This is a genomic window from Isoptericola luteus (assembly GCF_020297055.1).
Classification (GTDB): Bacteria; Actinomycetota; Actinomycetes; order Actinomycetales; family Cellulomonadaceae; genus Isoptericola; species Isoptericola luteus.
The window spans coordinates 118752-142679 of sequence record NZ_JAIXCQ010000002.1 but is presented as its reverse complement, the minus strand read 5'-3'; the positions used below and the strand labels follow the sequence as shown (position 1 = coordinate 142679).

Genomic DNA, 23928 nt, shown 5'->3' with positions numbered 1-23928 from the left:
CAAGGGTGGAGGGACCATCATGAGACGACTGGTGCTGTGCTGTGACGGCACGTGGAACCACGCGGTGAACGACCAGGTGTCGAACATCGAGAAGCTCGCGCGAGCGGTGCGGGTCGGCGAGTGCGCCGGGCCCGGCGGCCAGAGCGTCTCGCAGGTCGTGGGCTACGTGCCGGGCGTCGGCGCCCGCGGCTACCTCGTCGACCAGCTCCTGGGCGGTGCGTTCGGCTACGGTTTCACGCGCAACGTCGTCGACGGCTACCGGTTCCTGACCATGAACTATCGCCCGGGCGACGAGATCGTCGTCGTCGGGTACTCCCGGGGCGCGTACACGGCCCGCAGCATCGTCGGGATGCTGTCCCAGGTGGGGCTGCTGCGCGCCGACGCGGTCGACGAGGGCCTCCTCTGCGAGGCCGAGCGCGTCTACCGGCTCAAGCCGCCCACGCCGCGCCGTGTCGCCGCCGCCGAGCGCGCGGTGGAGCGGACCCGTCCCGGGTCGTGGCGGCGACGCCGCGCCGACGCCGTCCTGCGCCGGGGTGACGAGGTCCGGGCGGCGAAGGCGACGTTCAAGGCCGCGCACGGCCACGCCGTCCCGGTGCGCTTCCTCGGCGTCTTCGACACCGTCGGCGCGCTCGGGGTGCCGGGGCCGTCGCGGCGCCAGAACCGCTTCCACGACGTCTCCCTCGGCTCGATCGTGCAGACGGCCCGGCAGGCCCTCGCCATCGACGAGCGCCGGATCACCTTCGCGCCGTGCCTGTGGAGCGTGCCCGACGACGACCCGCCGGGCCGCGTCGAGCAGGTGTGGTTCCCCGGGACGCACGGTGACGTCGGAGGCGGCGGCGCACGCTGCGGGCTGTCCGACCTGTCCCTGCAGTGGATGGCGGACGAGCTGCGCGCCGCCGGGGTGGTGTTCGACGACCGGCGGCTCACGCGTCAGCTCGCGCCGCACGCCCCGCTGCTGCTCGTCCAGGCGCCCCCGTTCATGTTCCGTGCGCTCAGCACCGTGCGGCGGATCGTGCCGGGGTACGAGGTGGTCGACGGCCGCGAGGTCTTCCGCCGCGGGCTGCGGGTGCTCGCCCTGCCGTCGGGCACGGACGCCTGGCGCGACGGCGTCCGGCTCGCCGACACCGTGCTGCGCTACGTGCTGCGAGACAGCTACGCGGCCCTGGCGCCGAACCTGTCGTGGTGGGTGTCCGAGGCGGGGGGCGTGGAGCGTGTGCCGGTCGAGCCGATCGGCGCCGCGCGGGCCGACCTGCGACCGCTGGTGGTGCCGGCGCGCCGGGCGAGAGCTTCGGGGCAGCGACCCCGAGAGCTGACGGCTGGTCGGTGAGGCCGGGGTCGCGGGCGGTCACCGCGCGGTGGCGTCAGGCGTCGTAGACGTCCTTGACGACGAGCACCGGCACGGGGGAGTCGAGCAGCACGCGCTGGGTCGTGGTGCCCATGAGGAACGTGCCCGTGCTCGAGCGCTTGCGGGACCCGATGACGACGAGGACCGCCCCCGTCCTCTCCGTGGTGTCGAGGATGAGGTCGGCCGGCTCCGTGCCGTGCGGCCGCACGGTCACGGGCTGGACCTCCACGGTGTCCGGCACGGCGGCCAGCAGCGCCTCGAGCGGACCGGGGCCGCCGTCGTCGGGCGGTGCCAGGGCCACGACGTGCAGGGGGGCCCGTCGGCGGGCCGCCTCGTCGATCGCGGTCCGGAGCGCCGCCTCACCGTGTGGCGAGGGGTTGTAGGCCACGAGCACCGTCATGGGCACACTCTCGCACACCGGGAGGTGCCACGGCGGGGCTGGCCGGGCGACAGGGTGTGGGAACCTCAGGAGGGCGCGGCACGTTCAGGCGTGCACAAGGCCGATGCCGCCGATGCCGCACGCCGGGCGACGCCCGTCCGGCGACGAACGAGGAGCAGCCCACGATGCAGTGCCCGCACGACGATGCCGTCCTGGTCATGACCGAGCGCAAGGGCGTCGAGATCGACTACTGCCCCCAGTGCCGCGGTGTCTGGCTCGACCGGGGGGAGCTCGACAAGATCATCGACCGCTCGATGGAGGCCGAGATCGCGGCGGAGGCGGGGGCCCCGACGATGCCCTACGCCCCGCGCCTCGACGACCGGCCCGTGCCCGACCGGCGCACGGCGGACCGGCGGCCGGACGATCGGCGTCGCGACGACCGCGGGTTCGACCCGCGCTACGACGAGCGTCGTCGTGACGACCGGCCGTACGACCCGCGCCGCGACGAGTACCGCCGCCGCAAGAAGAAGGAGTCCTGGCTGGGCGACCTGTTCGACTTCTGAGCGACCGGGGCAGGGCTCAGGCGGCCAGCTGCTCGCGCACCTGCCGCTTGGCCCGCGTGAGCATGCCCGCCATGCCTCCCAGCCGCAGCGGGCTCACGGCACGGTTGAGCCCGATCATCAGCGGGAAGTCGTCGGGGACGTCCAGCACCTGCTGGGTGGACAGCCCGGACAGCCCTTGCGCCAGGATGGACGCGAACCCCCGCGTCGTGGGCGCCTCGGCGGGCGCCGTCGCGTAGAAGTGCACGACGTCGTCGTCCACCTCGGCGAACGCGCGCACCGGGGACTGGCACTCCTCGACGCGCTCCAGCAGACCGGGCATGGACGCGTATCGCTCGGGCAGGTCCGGCAGCTCGTGGGAGAACTCGAGCAGCAGCTGCAGCCGCTCGCGTTCGGGCAGGGCGAGGAAGTCCTCGCGGATCTCCGCGAGCGCCGCGGGCAGCGCAGGGGTGTCGGTCATGGATCCAGTCTCTCGTACGCGGGCGGCCGCCGGTCGGACCCGTCCGGTCACCGGTCGGACCCTCCGGCCAGAGGTCGGGCCCGTCGGCACGAAGGCACGACGGGCCCGACCGGGGGCTCGGCGGTCAGGCGGCCTGGGCGGCCTTGGCCTTGCCGGGGACCTCGCCGACCTCGGCGCCGGAGACGATCGGCACGCGCACGGCGTTGCCCCACTCCGTCCAGGAGCCGTCGTAGTTGCGCACGTCGTCGATGCCCAGCAGGTAGCGCAGGGCGAACCAGGTGTGGCTGGAGCGCTCGCCGATGCGGCAGTACGTGATCACCGAGTCGTCCGTGGCGATCCCGAGGCCGCCCTCGCGGTAGATGGCCTCGAGCTCGGCGCGCGGCTTGTAGGTGCCGTCCTGGGCGACCGCCGTGGCCCACGGCACGTTGTGCGCGGTGGGGATGTGGCCGCCGCGCAGCACGCCCTCCTCCGGGTAGTCCGGGATGTGCAGGCGCTCACCCGTGTACTCCTGCGGGGAGCGGATGTCGACGAGCGGGCCGTTGCCCAGGTGGGCGAGCACGTCCTCCTTGAAGGCGCGGAACGTGGTGTCGTCGCGCTCGACGACGGGGTAGTCGCCGCGCTCGGGCGTGGGGACGTCGGTGGTGAGCTCGCGGCCCTCCGCGACCCACAGGTTGCGGCCGCCGTCGAGCAGGCGGACGTCCTCGTGGCCGAACAGCGTGAAGACCCAGGCGGTGTACGCGGCCCACCAGTTGTTCTTGTCGCCGTAGAGCACGATCGTCGTGTCGCGGGAGATGCCGCGGTCGGCCAGCAGGTCGGCGAACCCGGCGCCGTCGAGGTAGTCCCGCTCGACGGGCTGGAGCAGGTCGGTGTGCCAGTCGATCTTCACCGAGCCGGGGATGTGCCCGGTCTCGTAGAGCAGCACGTCCTCGTCGGACTCCACCACGACCAGGCCCGGCTCGTCGAGGTGCTCGGCGAGCCAGGAGGTGGTCACCAGCCGCTCGGGGTGTGCGTACTCGGCAAGGCGCGGGGTCGGGTCGGTGGGTGCGGCCATGGTTCCTCCAGGATCGGCGGGGCGGGTGGGTCCAGGGCCACTCTAGGAACACGGCGACGTGGGCCGACAGAGCATGTCCAGCATTTGGGACCACAATTTGAGACGGGGCGGAGATGGTGCCCGCTGCTAGCGTCGTCGTGCCGACGGCGGGCCCGGGCCGCCTGACGAAGAGTCGGGCGGTGGTCGACCAGACGCGTCGATCCGACACCGGCAGCCATCAGCCGGGCGGGAGTCGGTCGTCGCCGAGACCGTGGGAGGTCACAGTGAGAGGCAGTCCTGGAGAACGTCGTCACGCCGAGCACCTGGAGAGGGCCGTCGCGCTCGCCGTCGCGAGCGTCGCCCAGGCCGGGGGGCCGTTCGGCGCCGTGCTCGTGACCGCCGACGGCCGGGCCTTCGAGGGCACCAACCGGGTCGCCGAGGACAACGACCCCACCGCGCACGCCGAGGTGACCGCGATCCGCCGCGCGTGCGCCGACCTCGGCACCTTCGACCTGACGGGCGCCACGCTCTACTCCAGCTGCGAGCCGTGCCCCATGTGCCTCGCCTCGGCGCTGTGGGCCCGCGTCGAGGCCGTGCGCTTCGCCGCGGACCGGCACGACGCCGCGGCGGCGGGCTTCGACGACGCCGTGTTCTACGACTACTTCTCCGCGGACGCCGCGACCCGGCGGTCCGGCAGCATCATGGTCGTCGGGCAGGCGCGCGCGAGCCGCCCGCTCGCCCCGTTCGACGCCTGGCGCGAGCTCGGCACGCGCGTCGAGTACTGACCGCCGGGTGAATTCGTGCCGGCGCGTCACCGGCGCGTGGAGCGCGACGGCCCGACGATCGGCCGCCCCGGCGCCCGGGCCTCGGTGTTTGACCAATCCTTGAGGGTTTCATCGTCGTGGGTGCGCGCCGCTATGCTCTGCCCGCCGGGGCGCCCGCGCCCGACTCGTACGACACCGAAGGAGTCCGGATGAGCTTCATGGAGAAGCTTCGTGGACAGCTGATCGACATCATCGAGTTCCTCGACGAGAGCCGGGACACGATCGTGTGGCGGTTCCCCCGCCAGGGCAACGAGATCAAGAACCAGGCCAAGCTGGTCGTGCGCGAGGGCCAGACGGCCGTCTTCGTCAGCGAGGGCCGGCTCGCCGACGTGTTCGGCCCGGGCACGTACACGCTCGAGACGAGCAACCTGCCGATCCTGTCCACCCTCAAGGGCTGGAAGTACGGGTTCAACTCCCCGTTCAAGGCGGAGGTCTACTTCGTCGCGACGCGCCAGTTCACGGACCTCACGTGGGGCACGCAGAACCCGGTGATCCTGCGCGACCCCGAGCTCGGCGCGGTCCGCCTCCGTGCGTTCGGCACGTACGCGCTGCGGGTCGTCGACCCGGCCGCCCTCCTGCGCCAGCTGGTGGGCACCGACCCGCAGTTCCGCACCGACGAGATCGCCGACTACTTCCGTCGTCTCATCGTCGGGCAGCTCGGCCAGGCGCTCGCCGAGGCGGGCGTGGCCGCGATCGACCTCGCCGCGAACCAGCGCGAGATCGCCGAGCGGCTCGCGGGCCAGCTCACCGCGGACCTGGCCGAGTACGGCGTCGCCGTCCCGCGCTTCGTCCTCGAGAACGTGTCGTTCCCGCCGGAGGTCGAGGCGGCGCTCGACAAGCGCACCCAGATGGCCGTGGTCGGGAACCTCGACCAGTACACCAAGTTCCAGACGGCGAACGCGATCGAGACCGCCGCCGCGAACCCGGGAGGCGCGGGCGAGGGCCTCGGGCTCGGCATGGGGATGGCGATGGGCCAGCAGATGGCCCAGACGCTCGCGCCCGGCGCCCAGGCTGCGCCGTCGGCCCCCGCGGCTCAGGCCGGCCCGCCGCCGCTGCCGGCCACGCCGTCGTGGTTCTGGGCGGTCGGCGGCACGCAGGCCGGTCCTGGCACGACGACGGACCTCGGTGCGCGCGTCCACGCCGGCGAGGTGACGCGCGAGACGCTCGTGTGGCAGCAGGGCATGGCTGCCTGGACGGCCGCCGGGCAGGTGCCAGCGCTCGCCTCGCTCTTCGCCGCGGCGCCGCCGCCGCTGCCGCCGATGCCGCCGGCACCCGGCACGTCGACGAGCAGCGAGGGCTGACGGTGAACGACGCCCAGGGCGAGCTCGTCCGCACGCGCTGCGAGGCGTGCGGGTCCCAGCTCGCGTACGCGCCCGGTACCGGGCACCTGAGGTGCGTGGCGTGCGGCGCACAGGAGGCGATCGTCCACGCGGACGACGACGCCGTCGACGAGCACTCGTTCGAGGCGTGGGCCGCCGCCCAGGCCGGGTCGAGCGCCGCGCTCCTCGACGACCGCCTGCTGACGTGCGACGGGTGCGGCGCGACCACGCAGGGCACCGACCTGTCCGTCGCGTGCCGGTTCTGCGGCGGCCACCTGGTGGCCGTGGCGGAGGCCGACGGGCTCGTGCAGCCGGAGGCGGTCGTGCCGTTCGGCGTCGAGCGGGCGCAGGCCCGCGAGGCGTTCCGCCGCTGGGTGCGCTCGCGCTGGTTCGCGCCGGGCGAGCTCAAGAAGGTCGGCGACACGGAGTCGCTCCACGGCTCGTACCTGCCGCACTGGACGTTCGACGCCGAGACGTCGTCCGCGTACACGGGCCAGCGCGGCGACGCGTACTACGTCACGGTCAAGAACGGGGACGAGGAGCGGCAGGAGCGCCGCGTGAGCTGGAAGCCCGTGTCGGGGCAGGTGGAGCGGTCGTTCGACGACGTGCTCGTCCCGGCTTCCTCGCAGGTCGCCGAGCGCGATCTCGCCCGCCTCGGGCCATGGCGGCTCGAGGACGCCGCCCCGTTCCGGCCGGAGTACCTCGCCGGGTTCTCGGCGGCGCGGTACGAGGTCGAGCCGCCCGAGGGCCTCGAGCGGGCCAAGTCGACGATGGCCAAGACGATCACGCGCGACGTCCGCCAGGACATCGGGGGCGACGAGCAGCGTGTCGGCACCGTCCGGACCACGTACGCCGACGTCATGTTCAAGCTCGTGCTGCTCCCGCTGTGGATCGCGACCTACGTGTACGCGGGCAAGCAGTGGCAGGTCATGGTCAACGCGAACACCGGCCAGGTCGTCGGCAAGCGGCCCTTCAGCGTCGGCAAGATCGTCTTCGCCGTGATCGTCGGCCTCGTCGTGGCCGCGGTGCTGGTCTACCTGTACGTGCGCTACAACGGGTGACGTCAGGCGTCCCGGCGGGCGTCGTACGCCCGCTGGGACGCGGCGACCTCGACGGTCGCGCCCTCGAGGACGTCGATGAGCCTGGTCAGGTCGTCGGCGACGCGCCGGCCCAGGGCGGTGAGGGAGTACTCGACGTGCGGCGGGATCGTCGCACGCACCTCGCGCACGACGACGCCGTCGCGCTCGAGCGTCTGCAGGGTCTGGGCGAGCATCTTCTCGCTCACGCCGTCGATGCGGCGGCGCAGCGCGTTGAAGCGCACGGCTCCGTCGCGCAGACCGACCACGGTGAGGACGCCCCATCGCCCCGTCACGGCCTCGAGCAGCTGGCGCGACGTGCAGTCGCGCTGGAAGACGTCGGCCACCATGGCGTCGGTGGGGCCGAAATCCTCGAGGGGGCGGGCGTCCGTCATCGCGCCAGGATACGGCTCCTCCCCGCCGCGGGCACTGTTGGGCACGCCATGCTGCGTAATGGGTGGCACTAACGAAAAGTAAGTGCATACTGGCGGAGGCCCGGCGCTCGGCCGTGCCGCCCGCACCCGAAGGAGCACCAGCATGTCCATCGCCGTCACCGGAACCAGCGGCCACCTCGGCCGGCTCGTCGTCGAGTCGCTGCTCGCCCGCGGCGCCTCGCCCGCCGACGTCGTGGCGCTCGCGCGCACCACGAGCAAGGTCGCCGACCTGGCCGGCCGCGGCGTCGTCGTCCGTGAGGCCGACTACGACCGCCCCGAGACGCTCGCGACCGCCCTCGACGGCGTCGACGTCCTCGTGCTCGTCTCCGGCTCGGAGATCGGCCAGCGCGTCCGCCAGCACGGCGCCGTGGCCGACGCGGCGAAGGGCGCCGGCGTCTCCCGCGTCGTCTACACGAGCGCCCCGCACGCCGACACCTCGTCGCTGGTGGTCGTGCCGGAGCACAAGGCCACCGAGGAGCTGCTCGCGGCGTCCGGCCTCTCGACGACGTTCCTGCGCAACGGCTGGTACACGGAGAACTACGTCCCCGACGTGCAGCAGGCCGCGCAGACCGGCGAGATCGCGCGCAGCGCCGGGGACGGCCGGGTCGCCAGCGCGAGCCGTGGCGACTACGCCGAGGCGGCCGCCGTCGTCGCGCTGGACGTCGGTCGCGACGGGTCGCACGACGGCGCGGTGTACGAGCTGTCGGGCGACGCGGCGTGGGACTTCGACGAGCTCGCGAGCACCGCCGCCGAGATCCTGGGCCGCCCGGTGGCCTACCGGCGGCTGACGTCCGACGAGCACCGCGACCTGCTCGTGGGCGCGGGGCTGGACGAGGGCACCGCCGGGTTCCTCGCCGGCCTCGACGCGAACACGGGCGACGGCCTGCTGTCCGAGACGTCCGGCGACCTCGCCCGGTTGATCGGCCGCCCGACGACGCCGCTCGTCGACGGGCTGCGTCGTGCGCTGACACACTGACCGGAGCGCACGACCGGAGCGCACGACCGGAGCGCACGACCGGAGCGCATGGCCGGAGCGCGCGCCGCCCGGGGCGCGGGGCCGGTCCGTAGACTCGCCCGGTGCGTCGTGTCCTGAGCCGGTGGGTGGACCCGTTCGTCGTCGCCCTGGTCGGCGTCCTGGTGCTGGGCATGGTGGTGCCGATCGGGCCGGACGTGCAGCGGGTGGCCGACGTCGTGGCGGACGTCGCGGTCACCGTCCTCTTCGGTGTCTACGGCATGCGGCTGTCCACGGGCGAGGTGTGGGCGGGGCTGCGGAACTGGCGGCTGCAGGGCGGCATCCTCGCCGCCACGTACGTGGTGTTCCCCGTGCTCGGGCTCGTGGTGGCGTGGGCGGTCACGCCGCTGGTGGGCGCGCCCCTGGCCGCCGGGATGCTGTACCTGGCGCTGCTCCCGTCGACCGTGCAGTCGTCGGTGGCGTTCACGTCGGTGGCGCGCGGGAACGTCGCCGGTGCCATCTGCGGCGCCACCGTCTCGAACGTGCTGGGCATGGTGCTGACCCCGCTGCTGGTGCTGTGGCTGATGAGCGGTGCGGACGGCGTCGCCGCCGGGGCCTCGGGCGGGTTCGGCGGCCTGCGGACCGTCCTGCTGCAGCTCCTGGCACCGTTCGTCGTCGGGCAACTCCTGCAGCCCTGGGTGGGCGAGCGGGTCCGCGCGCGCCGCCGCCTCACCCAGGCCGTGGACCGCGGCACCATCCTCGTCGTGGTGTTCTCCGCGGTCGCCGCGGCCTCGGCCGCCGGCGTATGGGCAGACATCTCGGCGTGGGCGGTCGTGGCGCTGCTGGCGGTGAGCGCGCTGCTGCTCGGCGTCATGCTGGCCGTCACCTGGTGGGGCGGGGCGGCGCTGCGGCTGCCGGTCGAGGACCGCGTCGCCCTGCTCATGTGCGGGTCCAAGAAGTCGCTCGCCACCGGCCTGCCGATGGCGAGCGTGCTGTTCCCCGTCGCGGCGGCGGGCGTCATCGCCGTGCCGGTGATCCTCTTCCACCAGCTCCAGCTCGTCGTGTGCGCCGTGCTCGCGAGGCGCCTCGCGCAGCGCGACTGAGCCGCACGATGCCGGTGACGGGCTGAGCATCGGGCAGGGCGACGCAGGACGACGACGACCCCGCGCGCATCGCCGCGACCCTCCAGCGCTCCGCGGAGGCCGGCGACCGGCGCCGGGGCACGCCGTACCAGTCGGCGATGTCGATGCTGACGTTCTCCGTCAACCGCGCGGGGAAGAGCCTGCCCGCCGGGCGGCGCGACGTCCTCGAGCGGGCGAAGGACGAGCTGCGCGCGGCGTTCGGACGGAACTGAGGCAGCAGCCCGGCCGTCGGGACCGAGGCGCCCTACACTGGCCGCACGCACGCACCGGACGACGACGTCGGGAGGTCGGGTGGAGCGGTCGGACGCCTCGAGGGCGCGCGCGGTCGGCGGCGCGGACGGCGGCACGGGCGGCGGCACGGGCGGCGGCACGGGCGTGCGCCGTGACCCGCGTTCCGTGCGGGCCGCCTACGAGCGCTTTCTCGGCACGGGGGAGGCGCCCGGGGGCGTCGACCCCGTGGTCGCCGAGTCCTGGCGCCGTTCGCTGCACAGCGGCGTCGACCCCGACACCCCCCGTCCGGGCGTCTCCCTCGCCTCCGGCGAGCTCGCCGCGTACCGCGCCGGGCACCCCGTCGCGGCGGTGATGCCGGTGGTGCGTGAGCTCGTGGTCGACGGCGCAGCCGACGACGGCCTGGTCGTGGCCGTCTCCGACGAGGCGGGGCGGCTGCTGTGGGTGGAGGGCGACCGGCGTCTGCGGCGGGTCGTCGACCGGGTCGGGTTCGTCGAGGGCACCGTCTGGCGCGAGGACCGCGTGGGCACGAACGCGCCCGGTACGGCGCTGGCCACGCGTCGCGCCGTCCAGGTGATCGGCGCCGAGCACTTCTCCCGTCCCGTGCAGGAGCTCAGCTGCGCCGCCGCCCCGATCCGCGACCCCGCCGGGCGCGTCGTCGGCGTGCTCGACGTCACGGGCCGGCGGGCCGCGGCCTCGCACGTCGTGCTGTCCCTGGTCCGGGCCACCGTCGCCACGGTCGAGCGGGAGCTCGCCGCGCGCGCCGTCGGGGCCGGCGGCCGTGCCGCCGCGGACCAGGCGCCGGTCGACCTCCAGGTGCTCGGCCGCCCGCTGCTGCGCACCGGGGACGGGCCACGTCCGCTGTCGCTGCGGCACGCGGAGATCCTCCTGCTCCTCGCCGAGCACCCGCGCGGGCTCGGTGCCGAGGAGCTCGCCGTCCTGCTGCACCCCGGGGCGCTGTCCGACGTCACGGTGCGGGCCGAGGTCTCCCGGCTGCGCCGCGTCGTCGGGCCGCTGCTCGCCGACTCGCGGCCGTACCGGCTCGGGCGGCCGCTGCGCACCGACGCGGGGCTCGTGCGGTCCGCGCTGGCCGCCGGGGACGTGCACGGCGCCCTGGACGCCTACGCGGCCCCGCTGCTGGGCAGGTCCGTGGCACCCGGCGTCGAGCGGCTGCGCGCGGAGCTCGCGGCGGAGGTCCGCGCCGCCGTGCTCGCCTCCGGTGACCCCGCCGCGCTCGACACGTGGGTGCGCGGCATCGACGGCACCGACGACCACGCCGCCTGGGTGCGGCTCCTCGCCGCCGCGCCGCACGGCAGCCCGCAGGCCATCCGGGCGCTCGCCCACGTCACCCTGCTCGACGCCGACCTCGGCGGCTGAGCCCGCGGGGACGGGCTGGCGCCGGTCAGGCGCCGGCTGGGCGTCGGCCCGTGCCGGCGGCTCGGTCCGCCTGCCAGCCCGCTACCGCCCGGGCGACGACTGCAACGGTGCTGCAACCCGCCGCCGTCTACCGTCGCGGCATCGCGGCGCGACGAGGCGCCGCGAGCACGTTGCGAGGAGGCATCCCTTGACCGTCTACGCAGCCCCCGGCCAGCCCGGGGCGATCGCCGAGTACCGGCCCCGCTACGACCACTGGATCGGCGGCGAGTACGTCCCGCCGTCGAGCGGGCAGTACTTCGAGAACCCGAGCCCCGTCAACGGGCAGCCGTTTACCGAGGTGGCGCGGGGCAACGCCGCCGACATCGAGGCGGCCCTCGACGCCGCGCACGGGGCCGCCCCCGCCTGGGGCCGCACGTCGGCGACCGAGCGCGCCAACATCCTCAACAAGATCGCCGACCGCATGGAGGCGCACCTCGAGGAGATCGCCGTCGCCGAGACCTGGGAGAACGGCAAGCCCGTCCGCGAGACGCTCGCCGCCGACATCCCGCTCGCCATCGACCACTTCCGGTACTTCGCGGGCGCCATCCGCGCCCAGGAGGGGTCGATCTCCGAGATCGACGAGGACACCGTCGCGTACCACTTCCACGAGCCGCTCGGCGTCGTCGGGCAGATCATCCCGTGGAACTTCCCCATCCTCATGGCCACCTGGAAGCTGGCGCCGGCGCTCGCGGCGGGCAACGCCGTGGTGCTCAAGCCCGCGGAGCAGACGCCCGCGTCGATCCTGTTCCTCGTCGACATCATCGGCGACCTGCTGCCGCCGGGCGTGCTCAACGTGGTCAACGGCTTCGGCGTCGAGGCGGGCAAGCCGCTCGCGTCCAGCCCCCGCATCCGCAAGATCGCGTTCACCGGCGAGACCACCACGGGACGCCTGATCATGCAGTACGCCTCGCAGAACATCATCCCCGTGACCCTGGAGCTGGGCGGCAAGAGCCCGAACATCTTCTTCTCGGACGTCGCGGCGCAGCGGGACGACTTCTACGACAAGGCGCTCGAGGGGTTCACGATGTTCGCCCTCAACCAGGGCGAGGTGTGCACGTGCCCCTCGCGCGCGCTCATCCAGGCCGACATCTACGACCAGTTCCTCGGTGACGCGCTCGAGCGCACCAAGGCCGTCACGCAGGGCAACCCGCTCGACACCGACACGATGATCGGCGCCCAGGCGAGCAACGACCAGCTCGAGAAGATCCTGTCGTACATCGACATCGGCAAGGCCGAGGGGGCGACGGTGCTCACCGGCGGGCACCGCGCCGAGATGGAGGGCGACCTGGCGGGCGGCTACTACGTGACGCCCACCGTCTTCGAGGGCAAGAACTCGATGCGGATCTTCCAGGAGGAGATCTTCGGGCCCGTGGTGTCCGTGACCCAGTTCGGGGACTTCGACGACGCGATGAAGATCGCCAACGACACCCTCTACGGGCTCGGCGCCGGCGTCTGGTCGCGTCAGGGCGACGTGGCGTACCGCGCCGGGCGCACCATCGAGGCGGGCCGCGTCTGGACGAACTGCTACCACGCCTACCCGGCGGCCGCGGCGTTCGGCGGGTACAAGGGCTCCGGTGTCGGGCGCGAGAACCACAAGATGATGCTCGACCACTACCAGCAGACCAAGAACCTGCTGGTCAGCTACTCGGGCACCAAGCTCGGGTTCTTCTGAGCGGCGACGGACCAGACATGACCGACGACACGATCTCCCGTGTCGCCGTGACGGACGCCGCGGCCGGGCTCCTCGCCCGGCTGCGGCGTCAGCACGGCGAGCTGATGTTCCACCAGTCCGGCGGGTGCTGCGACGGCTCGAGCCCCATGTGCTACCCCGACGGCGACCTGCTGCTCGGCGACGCCGACGTGCACCTGGGCGACCTGGACCTCCAGGACGAGACGGAGGACCGGCCCGGCGCGCCGCGGGACGAGTTCACCGTGCCGGTGTGGATGAGCCGGGCACAGTTCGAGTACTGGAAGCACACCCACCTGACCATCGACGTCGTGCCCGGGCGAGGCTCCGGGTTCAGCGTCGAGGCGCCCGAAGGGGTGCGCTTCCTCATCCGGTCACGGCTGCTCACCGACGAGGAGTGGGAGCGGTCGGCCGACGCGCGCTGAAGGCGGCGTCGGGCGGCGGGGCGTCGGTCAGGCGGCGAGGACGTCGGCGAACCGGCCGACGGCGACGAACGCCGCGAGGAGCGCCAGGAGCACGTTGATGCCCAGCTGCGACGTCTCCCGCCGGCGCACGTGCACGGAGATCGCGAGCACCTGCAGCACGACCAGGCACGCCGCGGCGACCGGCGTCAGGACGGGCACGCGGCCGGTCGCCCAGGGGAGGATCAGGCCCACCGCTCCGGCGATCTCGCACAGCCCGACGAACCGGACCACGAGGTCGCCGAAGTCCTCCACCCACGGCATGCGGTCGGCCAGCCCGCGCCTGCCGCGGACGAGCTTGACGACGCCCACGGCGAGGTAGAGCAGGGCGAGCAACCCAGCGACGACCCACAGTGCGATGTCCATCCGGCCCCTCCTCGGGTGGCGGCTGCCCTCAGCAAGCATCACCGCCGGAGCGCCGGCGACGCCGTCGTGCCTGGTCGCGAACCTACCGCCTGAGCGCGACGCAGGGAACGACCCGGCCACCGGGTGTCGCGCAGGGGCTCTCGCCCGATATGTTCTGCCCGTGACCCGAGAGAACGAGACCCTGCCCTCCCTGTCGGCGATGCCCGCGTGGCTCGTGCCGTCCGTCTACCTGCACTGGTCGGCCGAGTGGCTGCGCGAGTCGATCGCGATCGCCACCCGCTCGCGCGAGCACAGCCTCCCGGGTGGCAACGACGGGCCGCAGCGCGGGGACGTCGTGGTGACCGTCCTGGGCGACGCCGGCGTGGTCGCCGCCGTCGAGCTCATGGGCGCGACCGAGGGCGAGAGCTGGGTCACCGACGACCTGTTCGGCCCGGACCGTCCGATCGTGTGGGCGGACCTGTTCGACGGCGCCGACAACTACACCGGGTCGTCGGGCTGGCTGCCGGCCGAGCACGCCCGCCTGGTCCTCGACGGGATCGCCGACCAGTTCCGCACCGGGCCGGTGCACACCCTCGACCCGGGCGACTGCGGCACCAGCAAGACGGCACCCGACGTGCACGCCCTGCGCATCCTCGGCCACCGGGCCGTGACCGGATGGGCCATGCGCCGCGAGGAGCGGTGCGCGTCGTGCGAACGCTTCGTCGACGTGCAGCAGATGCACGCCCACGACGACGGCGCCGTGCGCCTCGGCACCACGACCGCCGGCGGGCGCACCCTGGAGCAGGTCGTGCGCGACGTCCACCTGCTGTGCGAGCCCTGCCACGACCTCATGCACGCGCACACCGTCGCCGCCCAGCGTGCGCGGATGCGACCGCAGTGCCCCGGGTGCGGCGCTCGCGGCAAGACCAAGCGCGTGGTGTGGGGCATGACGTTCCAGGACGACGTGATGAACGCCGAGCCGGACGTCGTGTACGGCGGGTTCGAGGTGCCGGTGCCCACCCCCGAGTGGTACTGCACGTCGTGCCACGCGAACTTCGCCAGCGCCGTCATCGCCTCCCGTGCGCTCACCGCGACGGGGTCCAGCCCCATGACCGGGGCCACGCCCCTGGTCACCGACCCGCCGGAGAGCGAGCCGCTGGCCTGACGCGCGGCGACGCGCGCCGGCGGCGTCGTCAGACAGCCGGCGGGCGGTGGCGGGCGGCGTCAGGCAGCGGCGGGCAACCGCCGCTGCCGGCGCACCAGCCCGTGCTCCGGCGGCGGCACGAACGGGGCCAGGCGCAGCGGCATGCCGGCCTCGAGCGGGGTGCGGTCGGCCTTGCGCGCGTTGCACGGCTCGCACGCCGCCACGAGGTTGAGCCACGACGTGTCCCCGCCGCGGGAGCGCGGCACCACGTGGTCGACCGTCTGGGCGGGGCCGCCGCAGTACGCGCACTCGCCGTCGCGCCGCTTGACGCCGTCCTTGGTGACGGGTGGCCGCCCCGCGGAGCGGTACCGCCACCGCATCGCGACGTACCGCACCAGCCGCAGCACGCGGGGAAGCGGATACGGCCCGAACGTGTGGCCCTCGACCGACTCCTCGACCACCGCGACGCCCCGGACGAGCATCGTCACGGCGTGCTTGAGCGACACGCGGTGCAGCGGTTCATAGCCCGCGTTGAGCACCAGCACGTCGGCCACGGCTCCGCCTCTCGTCTCGCACGCTGTGAATCCGGTCACAGCAGTCGTCCGAGGTGAAAGTATTCCGCCGCGGCGCGGAAGTCCAGGAACTTTGACCCATCCCGCGCCGCGGGCCTCCTGGCGCCCCGCCTCCCCTTCCCCGCCGAACAGGAGGTTGACACCGCAATACCGGCCTCAGGGCGCTCATTGCGGTGTCAACCTCCTGTTCGGCGGGGAAGGGGAGGGGTGCAGCGTGAGGTCAGCGGAGGTGCAGGGCTGAGACGAGCTCGTCCTCCTTGACCTCCTGCGGGACGACCACGGCATCCTTGAGGGCCACCTTGCTGCGCAGCAGCTGGTCGAGCCTGACGTCGAACGACTCGACGTCGGGGTGCAGCGCCATCGGGTGGTACACGTGCACCTCGCGGCGCTGCCCGATGGTCCCCGTGCGAGGGGGCCGTGCCTGGGGGGAGGAGCTGCACGGCGCCGGCACACTCGGCGCCGACGCGCACGAGCAGCCCGAAGGTGTCGCCGGGGTGCGCGAGATGTTCGCGTTCGAGCACGGTGCGCGCCACGCCCTCAGGGGAGCAGATTGTCGAGCAATCTCTTGAGCTCGGGGCCTTCTACCCGCCGCTCGGGCAGGGGCAGGGCAGGGACAGGGGTGGCTTCCCTCGCCCCATCGGCCCAGCTCGATGCGAACCGGAGGCGGAGGCGTCCGTTCGCGCAGGCGGCGGACCTCACCGAGCTCCTCTCCCGGGGATGTCTCGCGAGGACGTCGACGGTGCTCAGTCCCGCTCGCTTCCATGCGCCTCAGAGATGATCGGCGGAATGCGCTTCGGGCGCTCAGGCCGATGGCGCAGACGGAAGCCCTGGCGCCCCGCTACGCGGCCTGAGCCCGAAGCGGCCCCAGGCCCGGCCGAACAGGAGGTTGACACCGCTTTGACAGCCTCAAGCGGTCGATTGCGGTGCCAACCTCCTGTTCGGCGAGGGGGGAGCGCGCGGTCGGCGCGTCAGGGACGGGCTTCGTACACCAGGTTGAACGGCGTCCGGGCGACCTCGCGGAAGCGTGAGAGCCCGCCCGCGGTCACGACGTCGCGGATGCGCGCTGGCCCGGCCTGCGTGCCGAGCGCCAGCCCGACGTCCTGGGCGAGCGACGTCGGCGTGCACAGCAGGGTCGAGAAGCCGTAGTACGCGCGGCCCACGGGGTTGAGGTTGTCCTCGACCCGGTCCCCGGCCATGGGCTCGACGATCATCCACGTCCCGTCGTCGGCGAGGGCGCCCCGCACGTGCCGGGCGGCGCCGACGGGGTCGCCCATGTCGTGCAGGCAGTCGAACATGGTCACGAGGTCGAAGCCGGTGCCCGCGAAGTCCTGCGCGGACGCGACGTCGAACCGCACCCGGTCACCCACGCCGGCCGCCTCGGCCCGCTCGCGGGCGGTCGCGATGGACCCCTCGTGGTAGTCGTAGCCCACGAACGTCGAGCCCGGGAACGCCTGCGCCATGAGGATGGTCGACGAGCCGTGGCCGCAGCCGACGTCGGCGACGACCGCCCCCTGCGTCAGCCGGTCGACGGTGCCGTCGAGGGCGGGCAGCCACGAGCCGACGAGGTTCGCGTGGTAGCTGGGGCGGAAGAACCGCTCGCAACCGACGTGCACGTCGACGCCGTGCTCGTGCCAGCCGACGCCGGTGCCGGCGCGGGCGGCGTCGAGGATGTGGTCGGTGTCGTGCACCGTGCCCAGCGCGATCTGGAACAGGCCGGGCAGGAACGCCGGGCTGTCCTCGACCGTGAGCGCGACCGCCTGCTCGGGCGGGAGCGTGTAGCGGCCCGACGCCGGGTCGTAGGTCACGTACGCGCCCGCGGCCTGCGCGTTGAGCCACTCGCGGGCGTACGGCTCCGCGGTGCCCGTGCGGGCCGCCATCTCGGCGGGCGTGCTCGGCCCGTGCTGCGCGAGGTCCCGGTACCACCCGAGCTTGTCGCCCATCACGACGAGGCCGGCGTTCAGGGTCGCGCCCGCCTCCTCGACGGCGCGGAACACGAACGCCATCAGGGTGTCCATGTCGACCTGCGGTGCCTCGGTCGGGTCGCCAGTCGTCCGTGTGTCGGTCATCGTCGCCTCCGTCGGCCGGTCGCCGGCGGGCGCTGGCGTCCATCGACCGACCGTAAGGACCGGCCGGGTGAGATCGCGTCAGGGGCCCCACCTGGTCGTGCGACGCTGCCTACACTCGGGGGGTGCTCCTGGGGCGCGACGCCGAGGTCGCGAGGATCGGCCGACTCATGGCCGGGGCCCGGCTCGGGGAGGCCGGCCGGCTCGCCGTCCTCGGAGAACCGGGCGTCGGCAAGAGCGCGCTGCTCGAGCACACCGCCACCCGGGCGCAGGGCTCGCTGCGGGTGCTGCGGGCCACCGGGACGGCCGCGGAGTCCGGCATCGCGTTCGCCGGGCTCTCCCAGCTGTTCGGGTCGTCCCTCGACCTGCTCGCCGACCTCCCCGCGCGACAGGCGGACGCGCTCGCGTCGGCCCTCGCCCTGGGGGACGCGCAGAGCGGCGCCCCGCGGCGTGCCGGGGAGGGCGCGCGGCGCGGCGCCGACGCGGACCCCGGCGACCGTCTCGCCGTCGGCGCCGCGACGCTCGGCATCCTGACCCGCCTCGCGGAGGGCGGACCGGTGCTCGTGCTGGTCGACGACCTCCAGGAGCTCGACGCGCCGTCGGCCCAGGCCGTCCTCTTCGCCGCCCGCCGGATCTCGGCGGACCGGGTGGCGATGCTCCTCGCGGGCCGGACGCCCGAGGCCGACCCACTCGTGGAAGGGATCCCGGCGCTCGGCCTGACCGGCCTCGACGCCGGGCCCGCCCGGGACCTCGTGGAACGCACCGTCGGTGCGCCGGTGCCGCACGCGCGGTTCGTGGAGCTCAACGCCCGTGCGGCCGGGAACCCGCTCGCGCTCATCGAGCTCGCGGCCCACCCGGACCCCCTGTGGCCGGAGGTCCCCGGCCTGCCGTCGACCGTGCCGCAGACCATCACCCGGGCGTTCGCCGACCGTGTCCGGCGGCTGCCCGACGCGACCCGGCAGATGTTGCTCGTCGCGGCGGCGGCCGACGGCGACACGGCCGTGGTGTCGGCCGCCGCGTCAGGTCTCGGCCTCGACCCCGGTGCTCTCGCCGCGGCGGAGGACGCCGGCCTGGTGACGGTGGGCGGTGGCGGCGTCCTGCGGTTCCGGCACCCGCTGCTGCAGTCGGTCGTGTACTCCCACGCGGGCGCGGCCGAGCGGCGCGCGGTGCACCGTGCGGTCGCGGCGGCGCTGTCGCCGGCCGACGCCGACCGGCGCGCCTGGCACCTGTCCGCGGCGGTCTGGGGCGTCGACGAGGAGATCGCCCGCATGCTCGACGCGGCGGGCGAGCGGGCGGAGGTGCGCGCGGGGTACGCCGTCGCGTCGTCGGCCTACCGCCGCGCCGCCGCGCTGAGCGCGTCCCCGACCGCCCGGCGCGACCGTCTGCTCCGCGCCGCCCGCGCCACCTGGGCCGCCGGCGACGCGCGCGGCGCGCTCGGCCTGCTCGACGAGCTGACCCGGCAGCCGCCGGATCCCGCGACCGACGGCGCGGCGCTCGAGCTGCGGGCCCGGGTGGCCTCGCGGACGGGGGCGCTGCGCGACGCGGTCGGGATGCTGCGGCGGCTGGCCGCCGACGCGGCGAGACCGGACGACCGGGTCCAGCACCTCGCCGACGCGGCGTACGTCTCGTTCTTCCTGGGGGAGACGGCCACGTCCGTCGACCTCGCGGACGAGCTGGAGGCGCTCGCGCCCGTCGCGTCCACGCCGCGCGTCCGTGCCCTGGCCCTGCTCGGCTGCGGCATCGCCCGGGTCCTCGCGGGCCGCGGCGGCACGGACCAGGTCGCCGCCGCCGTGCCGCTCCTCGCCGCCGAGCGACACCTCGCGGCCGACCCGCGCTGGTGGCAGTGGCTGATGATCGCGCCGCTGTACCTGCGTGACGCGGCAGACGCGGCGGACCTTGGACGCCAGGTGCCGGAGGTCCGCCGGGTCGCGACGGTCGCCGACCTGCCCGACCTGCTGTTCCTCGCCGCACGCGGCCACGCGACCCGCTCGGAATGGGGCCGCGCGACGGCGGAGTACACCCTGGCGGTCGACATCGCGCGTGAGACCGGGCAGGTGGGCCCGCTCGCCGCGGCCCTGGCCGGCCGCTGCTGGCACGCGGCCCGGCAAGGGGACGAGGAGCGCTGCCGGTCCGACGCGTCGGAGGCCCTCACCCTGTGCCGCGACGGCGACATGTACCTGCTCGAGGCGTGGGTGCACTTCGCGCTGGGCGACCTGGCGCTCTCGGTGGGCGACGTCGCGACCGCCGTGGCCGAGCTCACCGGGCTGGAGGGGCTGCTGGCACGCCGGGGCATGAAGGACGTCGACCTCGCGCCCGTGCCCGAGCTGGTCGAGGCGCTGGTCCGGTCGGGCGACCTGCCGGCAGCGCGCCTGCGGGTGGGCCCGTACGCGGCAGCGGCCGGCGCCAAGGGGCGGCCGTGGGCGCTGGCGCGGGCCGCGCGGGCGGCCGCCCTCGTCGCCGCAGACGAGGACCTGGACGGCCCGTTCCCGGCCGCTCTCGAGCTCCACGGCCGGACGGCGGACGTGTTCGAGACCGCGCGGACGAGGCTCGCCTACGGCAGGCGCCTGCGCCGGGCCGGCCGCCGTGTGGACTCACGGCCGCACCTGCGGGCGTCGCTCGCCACCTTCGAGGAGCTCGGCGCGGTGCGCTGGGCGGACAACGCCGCCGGGGAGCTCACCGCCACGGGCGAGGTCGTCCGGCGGTCGGGCGACACCTGGCACGCCGACCTCACGCCCCAGGAGCTCCAGGTGGGTCTGCTGCTCGCGGACGGCCACACCACCAGGGAGGCCGCCGCGGCCCTGTTCCTGTCGCCGAAGACCGTGGAGTACCACCTGCGGAAGGTGTACCTGAAGCTGCAGATCCACTCGCGCGAGGAGCTTGCGGCGGCGATGACGGGAGCACCGGGCTCCGGGGTGAGCGGCCCGGGGCGTCCGTAGTCTGACCGTGAGGGGAGGAACGTCGGCATGTCGAGCACCGTGGCTCCGTCGTCGGACGGGCGGGGCGCCGCACTCCGCGCCGCGAGGGCGGCGTTCGCGGATCACGACTGGCCGACGGTGCGCGACCGGTACCGGGCCGCGGCCGCCGCGAGCGACGACGCGCTGGGCACGGACGACCTCGCCGCGCTCGCGACGGCCTGCTGGTGGCTCGGGCTGCCGGACGAGTCCGGTGCGGCGAACGCCGTGGTGTACCGCAGGCTCCGGACCGAGCAGCCGGCGCGCGCGGGGCTCGTCGCGCTGGAGCTCGGGTTCACCGAGGTCGTGCGTGGCCGCGGTGACGTCGGGGCGGGCTGGCTCGCCCGCGCCCGCCGGATCTTCGACGAGGTGCCCGGCGCCCCCGAGCGCGGCTACCTGCTCGCCCTCGACGCCGACCTGATGCTGGCGGAGGCCGGCGCGGGCAGCTCGTCGAGCCTCGACGAGGCGGACGCGCTGGCCCGGCAGGTGTGGGAGATCGGGGACGGCACCGGCGAGCCGACGCTGCAGGCGCTCGGCCTGTTCCTCCTCGGGCAGGTGGCGTCGCTGCGGGGGCAGGCCGTCGACGCCGCCCGCCGGTGGGACGAGGCGATGCTGACCGTCCGCACGGGATCCGTCGTGCCCGAGTGGGCGGGCAACCTCTACTGCCGGATGATGCAGGTCTGCTACGAGCTCGCGGACGTCCGACGCGCCCGGCACTGGACCGACCTCACCGAGGAGTGGTGCCGTGGACACGCGCCCGCCGTGATGTTCACCGGGATCTGCCGGGTGCACCGGGTCCAGCTCCTGGTGGTCGAGGGCGAATGGGCCCGGGCCGAGGAGGAGGCGTCCCGGGCGGTGCGGGAGATCGCCGACCTCGACGTGGTCGTGGTGGCGGAGGCGCACTACCGGATGGGGGAGCTGCACCGGCTGCGGGGTGCCCTGGACGACGCCGAGAGGTGCTACCGGCAGGCGCACGAGCTGGGCCGGGACCCGCTGCCCGGTCTTGCGCTCTGCCACCTGCGGCGCGGGCGGGTCACCGTCGCCGCGTCGGTGCTCGACGCGGCGCTCGCCGTCGTGCACCACCCGCTGCACCGGGCCCCGCTGCTGGTGGCCGGTGTCGAGGTGTGGCTGGCGGCCGACGATCCCGGCCGCGCCGCCACGTGCCTCGACGAGCTCGAGACGATCGCCGTCGCGTACGACAGCCCGGGCTGGCGGGCCGAGGCGGCACGGTGCCGGGGCACCGCGCTCGCCGCCGCCGGGAAGGCCGCCGAGGCGGTCGTGCTGCTGCGTGAGGCGAGGGCCCGCTGGCACGCCGTCGGCGCGCCGTACGAGGTGGCGCGCGTCCGCGCCGACCTCGCCACCGCGCTGGACGCGCTCGGCGACCGGGACTCCGCCCGGCGGGAGCGCGACTCTGCGGCCGCCGCCTTCTCCGGGCTCGGGGCGACCCGCGACCTGGCTCGCCTGTCCGCTCAGGAGCGACGCGCGCCCGCGCCCGCCGGGATCACTCCCCGTGAGCTGGAGGTGCTCGCCGCAGTCTCGGCCGGCAGGACCAACCGGCAGGCGGCCGGACACCTGGGGATCAGCGAACGCACGATCGAGCGGCACCTCGCCAACGTCTACGTCAAGACGGGGCTCTCCTCGCGCACCGGCGCCGTCTCGTGGGCCCGGGACCACGACCTGCTCTGAGGGACCGCACCGTGCAGGACCGGGCAGGGCACGTCTGCATGATTCGACCGATGCGCGGCCCCGGTGACGCTCCCTAGCGTCGGTGGTGGACGCAAGCACCGCAACGACCTCGCGCGAAGGAGCACCGAGATGACTACCACGGACGCCCGACCCGCCGCCGCAGGAGCGGTGGACCCTGCCCGTGTCCAGGAGTTCGCCGGGCAGATGTTCGGCGCGCTGAGCGCCGGCGCCACGACCCTCATGGTCAGCATCGGCCACCGGACCGGGCTCTTCGACACCCTCGCCGGGCTGCCGCCGTCGACGAGCGCTCAGATCGCGGCCGAGGCCGGGCTGCACGAGCGGTACGTGCGCGAGTGGCTCGGCGCGATGACCGCGGCCCGGATCGTCACGTACGACCCGGCCACCGCCACCTACCTGATCCCGCCGGAGCACGCCGCCGTGCTCACGCGTGCCGCGGGCCCCGACAACCTCGCCTCCCTGATGCAGTTCGTGCCCCTGCTCGCCGGGGTCCAGGACCCCGTCGTCAGGTGCTTCCGCGAGGGCGGCGGCGTCGGCTACCCGGCGTTCGACAGGTTCCACGACCTCATGGCGGAGCAGAGCGCCCAGACGAACGACGCCGCCCTGATCGACCGGGTCGTCCCGCTGGTACCGGGGCTGGCCGCACGGCTGGCCGAGGGGATCCGGCTCGCCGACATCGGCTGCGGGCAGGGTCATGCGGTGAACCTCCTGGCGCGCGAGTACCCCCGCAGCGAGCTCGTGGGCTACGACTTCGAGGCCGACGCCGTCGAGGCGGCCCGCGCCGAGGCGCGGGAGTGGAACCTGCCGAACGCACGCTTCGAGGTGCGCGACGTCGCGGACCTCGCGGGGACCGGGACCTTCGGCGCGATCACCGCGTTCGACGCGATCCACGACCAGGCGCACCCGGCAGCGGTGCTGTCCGAGGTCGCGGCGCACCTCGACCCGGACGGCGTCTTCCTGATGGTCGACATGAGGGCGTCCAGCGACCTGGAGAAGAACCTCGAGATCCCGTGGGCCCCCTACCTGTACACCGTCTCGACCATGCACTGCATGACGGTGTCCCTCGGGCTCGACGGCGATGGTCTGGGCACCGTCTGGGGCGTGGAGACCGCGCTGCGGATGCTGGCCGAGGCGGGCTTCGAGGACGTGCGGGTGGAGACGCTGGACGAGGACTTCATCAACGCGTACTTCGTGGCGCGTCGCTGAGCCGGCAGGTCACGGGGCGTCAGGGGCGTCGCCGGCGTCGTAGGCGTCGTCGAGGGTCAGGGGGCGCACCGCGCCGCCGGCGGCCACGAACACGCCTCGCACCCGGGCGTCGTCCTGCGCGCGCAGCGCGGCGTTCCAGGCCCGGTCGCCGGCGTTGATCGCCGGGTCGCCGGGTCGCTCCAGGACGGCGACGACGCTGCCGCCGGGCGCGTTCTCCGCGAGGACCGCACCCATCAGTCCACCGAGGCCGGGGAGCGTCGAGGGTTCGGGTGCGACGGGGAGGTCCGAGACGGGCATGACCAGGCCGAGCAGGCGGTCGTCGGCGTCGAGCCACGTGAGGGTCAGGCAGCGACGTCGTGCGGCGACACCCCCGGCGAGGAACGTGGCGAGCTCGAGGAGCTCGGCGTCGTCGGCGACGTGGTCGCCCGGGTGGAACGGTTCGGTGAGCGTGTCCATGCCTCTGTTCATGCCTCAACACCCTGCCGCACATCGCCGTCGTGCCGCCGCGCTCATCCACAGCCCCCGCCCGAGAATGCACCCGCGTCGGGGGGGGGCGGGGGGGGGGGGGGGGGGGGGGGGGGGGCGGGGGGGGGGCCCCCCCCCCCCGCGCCCCGGGGCGCGGGGCGCGCG

General features: G+C 74.5%; 23 protein-coding genes and 2 pseudogenes. 15 read left to right on the top strand and 10 right to left on the bottom strand.

Annotated elements, in window-relative coordinates; all coding sequences use genetic code 11:
• The first annotated feature begins 19 nt into the window (after positions 1 to 19).
• Complete coding sequence (locus tag LEP48_RS03725; RefSeq protein WP_225564239.1) at positions 20 to 1327, top strand: DUF2235 domain-containing protein; 1308 nt, start codon at positions 20 to 22, stop codon at positions 1325 to 1327.
• Positions 1328 to 1361: 34 nt separating this feature from the next.
• Here the strand turns inward: LEP48_RS03725 and LEP48_RS03720 are convergent, their stop codons facing one another.
• Positions 1362 to 1745 (bottom strand): universal stress protein, encoded by a 384-nt coding sequence (locus LEP48_RS03720; RefSeq protein ID WP_225564238.1) that lies wholly within the window; start codon positions 1743 to 1745, stop codon positions 1362 to 1364.
• Between the two features lie 164 nt (positions 1746 to 1909).
• Between LEP48_RS03720 and LEP48_RS03715 the strand changes: the two genes are divergently transcribed.
• Positions 1910 to 2287, top strand: coding sequence for a TFIIB-type zinc ribbon-containing protein (locus tag LEP48_RS03715; RefSeq protein ID WP_225564237.1), 378 nt, complete (start codon positions 1910 to 1912; stop codon positions 2285 to 2287).
• A gap of 16 nt (positions 2288 to 2303) precedes the next feature.
• Here the strand turns inward: LEP48_RS03715 and LEP48_RS03710 are convergent, their stop codons facing one another.
• The gene (locus LEP48_RS03710) at positions 2304 to 2744 is read right to left on the bottom strand and encodes a SufE family protein (RefSeq protein ID WP_225564236.1); all 441 of its coding nucleotides are present in this window, start codon (positions 2742 to 2744) and stop codon (positions 2304 to 2306) included.
• A gap of 124 nt (positions 2745 to 2868) precedes the next feature.
• On the bottom strand, positions 2869 to 3795 hold the full coding sequence (locus LEP48_RS03705; RefSeq protein ID WP_225564235.1) for a sulfurtransferase: 927 nt from the start codon (positions 3793 to 3795) through the stop codon (positions 2869 to 2871).
• A 263-nt stretch (positions 3796 to 4058) separates the two neighbouring features.
• Between LEP48_RS03705 and LEP48_RS03700 the strand changes: the two genes are divergently transcribed.
• The 3 genes from LEP48_RS03700 (at position 4059) to LEP48_RS03690 (ending at position 6978) form a co-directional block, all read left to right on the top strand.
• Positions 4059 to 4559, top strand: coding sequence for a nucleoside deaminase (locus LEP48_RS03700; RefSeq protein ID WP_225564234.1), 501 nt, complete (start codon positions 4059 to 4061; stop codon positions 4557 to 4559).
• Positions 4560 to 4747: 188 nt separating this feature from the next.
• The gene (locus tag LEP48_RS03695; RefSeq protein WP_225564233.1) at positions 4748 to 5899 is read left to right on the top strand and encodes an SPFH domain-containing protein; all 1152 of its coding nucleotides are present in this window, start codon (positions 4748 to 4750) and stop codon (positions 5897 to 5899) included.
• A 2-nt stretch (positions 5900 to 5901) separates the two neighbouring features.
• The gene (locus LEP48_RS03690; RefSeq protein WP_225564232.1) at positions 5902 to 6978 is read left to right on the top strand and encodes a hypothetical protein; all 1077 of its coding nucleotides are present in this window, start codon (positions 5902 to 5904) and stop codon (positions 6976 to 6978) included.
• A 2-nt stretch (positions 6979 to 6980) separates the two neighbouring features.
• Here the strand turns inward: LEP48_RS03690 and LEP48_RS03685 are convergent, their stop codons facing one another.
• Positions 6981 to 7388, bottom strand: a complete 408-nt coding sequence (locus LEP48_RS03685; RefSeq protein ID WP_225564231.1) for a winged helix-turn-helix transcriptional regulator — start codon at positions 7386 to 7388, stop codon at positions 6981 to 6983.
• Between the two features lie 142 nt (positions 7389 to 7530).
• On the opposite strand from LEP48_RS03685, the gene LEP48_RS03680 reads away from it, so the two are divergent.
• The 6 genes and pseudogenes from LEP48_RS03680 (at position 7531) to LEP48_RS03655 (ending at position 13277) form a co-directional block, all read left to right on the top strand.
• Complete coding sequence (locus LEP48_RS03680; RefSeq protein ID WP_225564230.1) at positions 7531 to 8403, top strand: SDR family oxidoreductase; 873 nt, start codon at positions 7531 to 7533, stop codon at positions 8401 to 8403.
• A 101-nt stretch (positions 8404 to 8504) separates the two neighbouring features.
• Positions 8505 to 9482, top strand: a complete 978-nt coding sequence (locus LEP48_RS03675) for a bile acid:sodium symporter family protein (RefSeq protein ID WP_225564229.1) — start codon at positions 8505 to 8507, stop codon at positions 9480 to 9482.
• Between the two features lie 62 nt (positions 9483 to 9544).
• Positions 9545 to 9733, top strand: a pseudogene (locus tag LEP48_RS03670) (DUF3175 domain-containing protein); the annotation flags it as partial.
• Positions 9734 to 9812: 79 nt separating this feature from the next.
• Positions 9813 to 11126, top strand: coding sequence for a GAF domain-containing protein (locus tag LEP48_RS03665; RefSeq protein ID WP_308009961.1), 1314 nt, complete (start codon positions 9813 to 9815; stop codon positions 11124 to 11126).
• 187 nt (positions 11127 to 11313) lie between these two features.
• Positions 11314 to 12837, top strand: a complete 1524-nt coding sequence (exaC, locus tag LEP48_RS03660; RefSeq protein WP_225564228.1) for an acetaldehyde dehydrogenase ExaC — start codon at positions 11314 to 11316, stop codon at positions 12835 to 12837.
• Between the two features lie 17 nt (positions 12838 to 12854).
• Positions 12855 to 13277 (top strand): DUF779 domain-containing protein, encoded by a 423-nt coding sequence (locus LEP48_RS03655; RefSeq protein WP_225564227.1) that lies wholly within the window; start codon positions 12855 to 12857, stop codon positions 13275 to 13277.
• A 27-nt stretch (positions 13278 to 13304) separates the two neighbouring features.
• Here the strand turns inward: LEP48_RS03655 and LEP48_RS03650 are convergent, their stop codons facing one another.
• Complete coding sequence (locus LEP48_RS03650; protein ID WP_225564226.1) at positions 13305 to 13679, bottom strand: DoxX family protein; 375 nt, start codon at positions 13677 to 13679, stop codon at positions 13305 to 13307.
• Between the two features lie 160 nt (positions 13680 to 13839).
• Between LEP48_RS03650 and LEP48_RS03645 the strand changes: the two genes are divergently transcribed.
• Positions 13840 to 14823 (top strand): hypothetical protein, encoded by a 984-nt coding sequence (locus LEP48_RS03645; RefSeq protein ID WP_225564225.1) that lies wholly within the window; start codon positions 13840 to 13842, stop codon positions 14821 to 14823.
• Positions 14824 to 14882: 59 nt separating this feature from the next.
• Here LEP48_RS03645 and LEP48_RS03640 read toward each other — a convergent pair whose 3' ends face one another.
• From LEP48_RS03640 to LEP48_RS03625, 4 genes and pseudogenes are all read right to left on the bottom strand, one after another.
• Positions 14883 to 15356, bottom strand: coding sequence for an HNH endonuclease (locus tag LEP48_RS03640; RefSeq protein ID WP_225564224.1), 474 nt, complete (start codon positions 15354 to 15356; stop codon positions 14883 to 14885).
• Positions 15357 to 15594: 238 nt separating this feature from the next.
• On the bottom strand, positions 15595 to 15747 hold the full coding sequence (locus LEP48_RS03635; protein ID WP_225564499.1) for a hypothetical protein: 153 nt from the start codon (positions 15745 to 15747) through the stop codon (positions 15595 to 15597).
• 70 nt (positions 15748 to 15817) lie between these two features.
• A pseudogene (locus LEP48_RS18915) lies at positions 15818 to 15907 on the bottom strand (hypothetical protein); the annotation flags it as partial.
• A gap of 435 nt (positions 15908 to 16342) precedes the next feature.
• Positions 16343 to 17440 (bottom strand): class I SAM-dependent methyltransferase, encoded by a 1098-nt coding sequence (locus LEP48_RS03625; RefSeq protein WP_225564223.1) that lies wholly within the window; start codon positions 17438 to 17440, stop codon positions 16343 to 16345.
• A 122-nt stretch (positions 17441 to 17562) separates the two neighbouring features.
• Here LEP48_RS03625 and LEP48_RS03620 point away from each other — a divergent pair, with 122 nt between their 5' ends.
• The 3 genes from LEP48_RS03620 (at position 17563) to LEP48_RS03610 (ending at position 23298) form a co-directional block, all read left to right on the top strand.
• On the top strand, positions 17563 to 20373 hold the full coding sequence (locus LEP48_RS03620) for a helix-turn-helix transcriptional regulator (RefSeq protein ID WP_225564222.1): 2811 nt from the start codon (positions 17563 to 17565) through the stop codon (positions 20371 to 20373).
• 27 nt (positions 20374 to 20400) lie between these two features.
• Positions 20401 to 22074 carry a LuxR family transcriptional regulator gene (locus LEP48_RS03615; protein WP_225564221.1) on the top strand — a complete coding sequence of 558 codons (1674 nt, stop codon included), beginning with the start codon at positions 20401 to 20403 and terminating at the stop codon, positions 22072 to 22074.
• A 129-nt stretch (positions 22075 to 22203) separates the two neighbouring features.
• Positions 22204 to 23298 (top strand): class I SAM-dependent methyltransferase, encoded by a 1095-nt coding sequence (locus tag LEP48_RS03610; RefSeq protein ID WP_225564220.1) that lies wholly within the window; start codon positions 22204 to 22206, stop codon positions 23296 to 23298.
• A gap of 9 nt (positions 23299 to 23307) precedes the next feature.
• Here the strand turns inward: LEP48_RS03610 and LEP48_RS03605 are convergent, their stop codons facing one another.
• Positions 23308 to 23754, bottom strand: a complete 447-nt coding sequence (locus tag LEP48_RS03605; protein WP_225564219.1) for a hypothetical protein — start codon at positions 23752 to 23754, stop codon at positions 23308 to 23310.
• Between the last annotated feature and the right edge of the window lie 174 nt (positions 23755 to 23928).

Excerpts from the sequence above, each read along its gene's own strand:
- LEP48_RS03725 (WP_225564239.1), top strand. The coding sequence starts at position 20 with ATGAGACGACTGGTGCTGTGCTGTGACGGCACGTGGAACCACGCGGTG.
- LEP48_RS03720 (WP_225564238.1), bottom strand. The coding sequence starts at position 1,745 with ATGACGGTGCTCGTGGCCTACAACCCCTCGCCACACGGTGAGGCGGCG.
- LEP48_RS03715 (WP_225564237.1), top strand. The coding sequence starts at position 1,910 with ATGCAGTGCCCGCACGACGATGCCGTCCTGGTCATGACCGAGCGCAAG.
- LEP48_RS03710 (WP_225564236.1), bottom strand. The coding sequence starts at position 2,744 with ATGACCGACACCCCTGCGCTGCCCGCGGCGCTCGCGGAGATCCGCGAG.
- LEP48_RS03705 (WP_225564235.1), bottom strand. The coding sequence starts at position 3,795 with ATGGCCGCACCCACCGACCCGACCCCGCGCCTTGCCGAGTACGCACAC.
- LEP48_RS03695 (WP_225564233.1), top strand. The coding sequence starts at position 4,748 with ATGAGCTTCATGGAGAAGCTTCGTGGACAGCTGATCGACATCATCGAG.
- LEP48_RS03685 (WP_225564231.1), bottom strand. The coding sequence starts at position 7,388 with ATGACGGACGCCCGCCCCCTCGAGGATTTCGGCCCCACCGACGCCATG.
- LEP48_RS03680 (WP_225564230.1), top strand. The coding sequence starts at position 7,531 with ATGTCCATCGCCGTCACCGGAACCAGCGGCCACCTCGGCCGGCTCGTC.
- LEP48_RS03655 (WP_225564227.1), top strand. The coding sequence starts at position 12,855 with ATGACCGACGACACGATCTCCCGTGTCGCCGTGACGGACGCCGCGGCC.
- LEP48_RS03650 (WP_225564226.1), bottom strand. The coding sequence starts at position 13,679 with ATGGACATCGCACTGTGGGTCGTCGCTGGGTTGCTCGCCCTGCTCTAC.
- LEP48_RS03625 (WP_225564223.1), bottom strand. The coding sequence starts at position 17,440 with ATGACCGACACACGGACGACTGGCGACCCGACCGAGGCACCGCAGGTC.
- LEP48_RS03615 (WP_225564221.1), top strand. The coding sequence starts at position 20,401 with ATGTCGAGCACCGTGGCTCCGTCGTCGGACGGGCGGGGCGCCGCACTC.
- LEP48_RS03610 (WP_225564220.1), top strand. The coding sequence starts at position 22,204 with ATGACTACCACGGACGCCCGACCCGCCGCCGCAGGAGCGGTGGACCCT.
- LEP48_RS03605 (WP_225564219.1), bottom strand. The coding sequence starts at position 23,754 with ATGGACACGCTCACCGAACCGTTCCACCCGGGCGACCACGTCGCCGAC.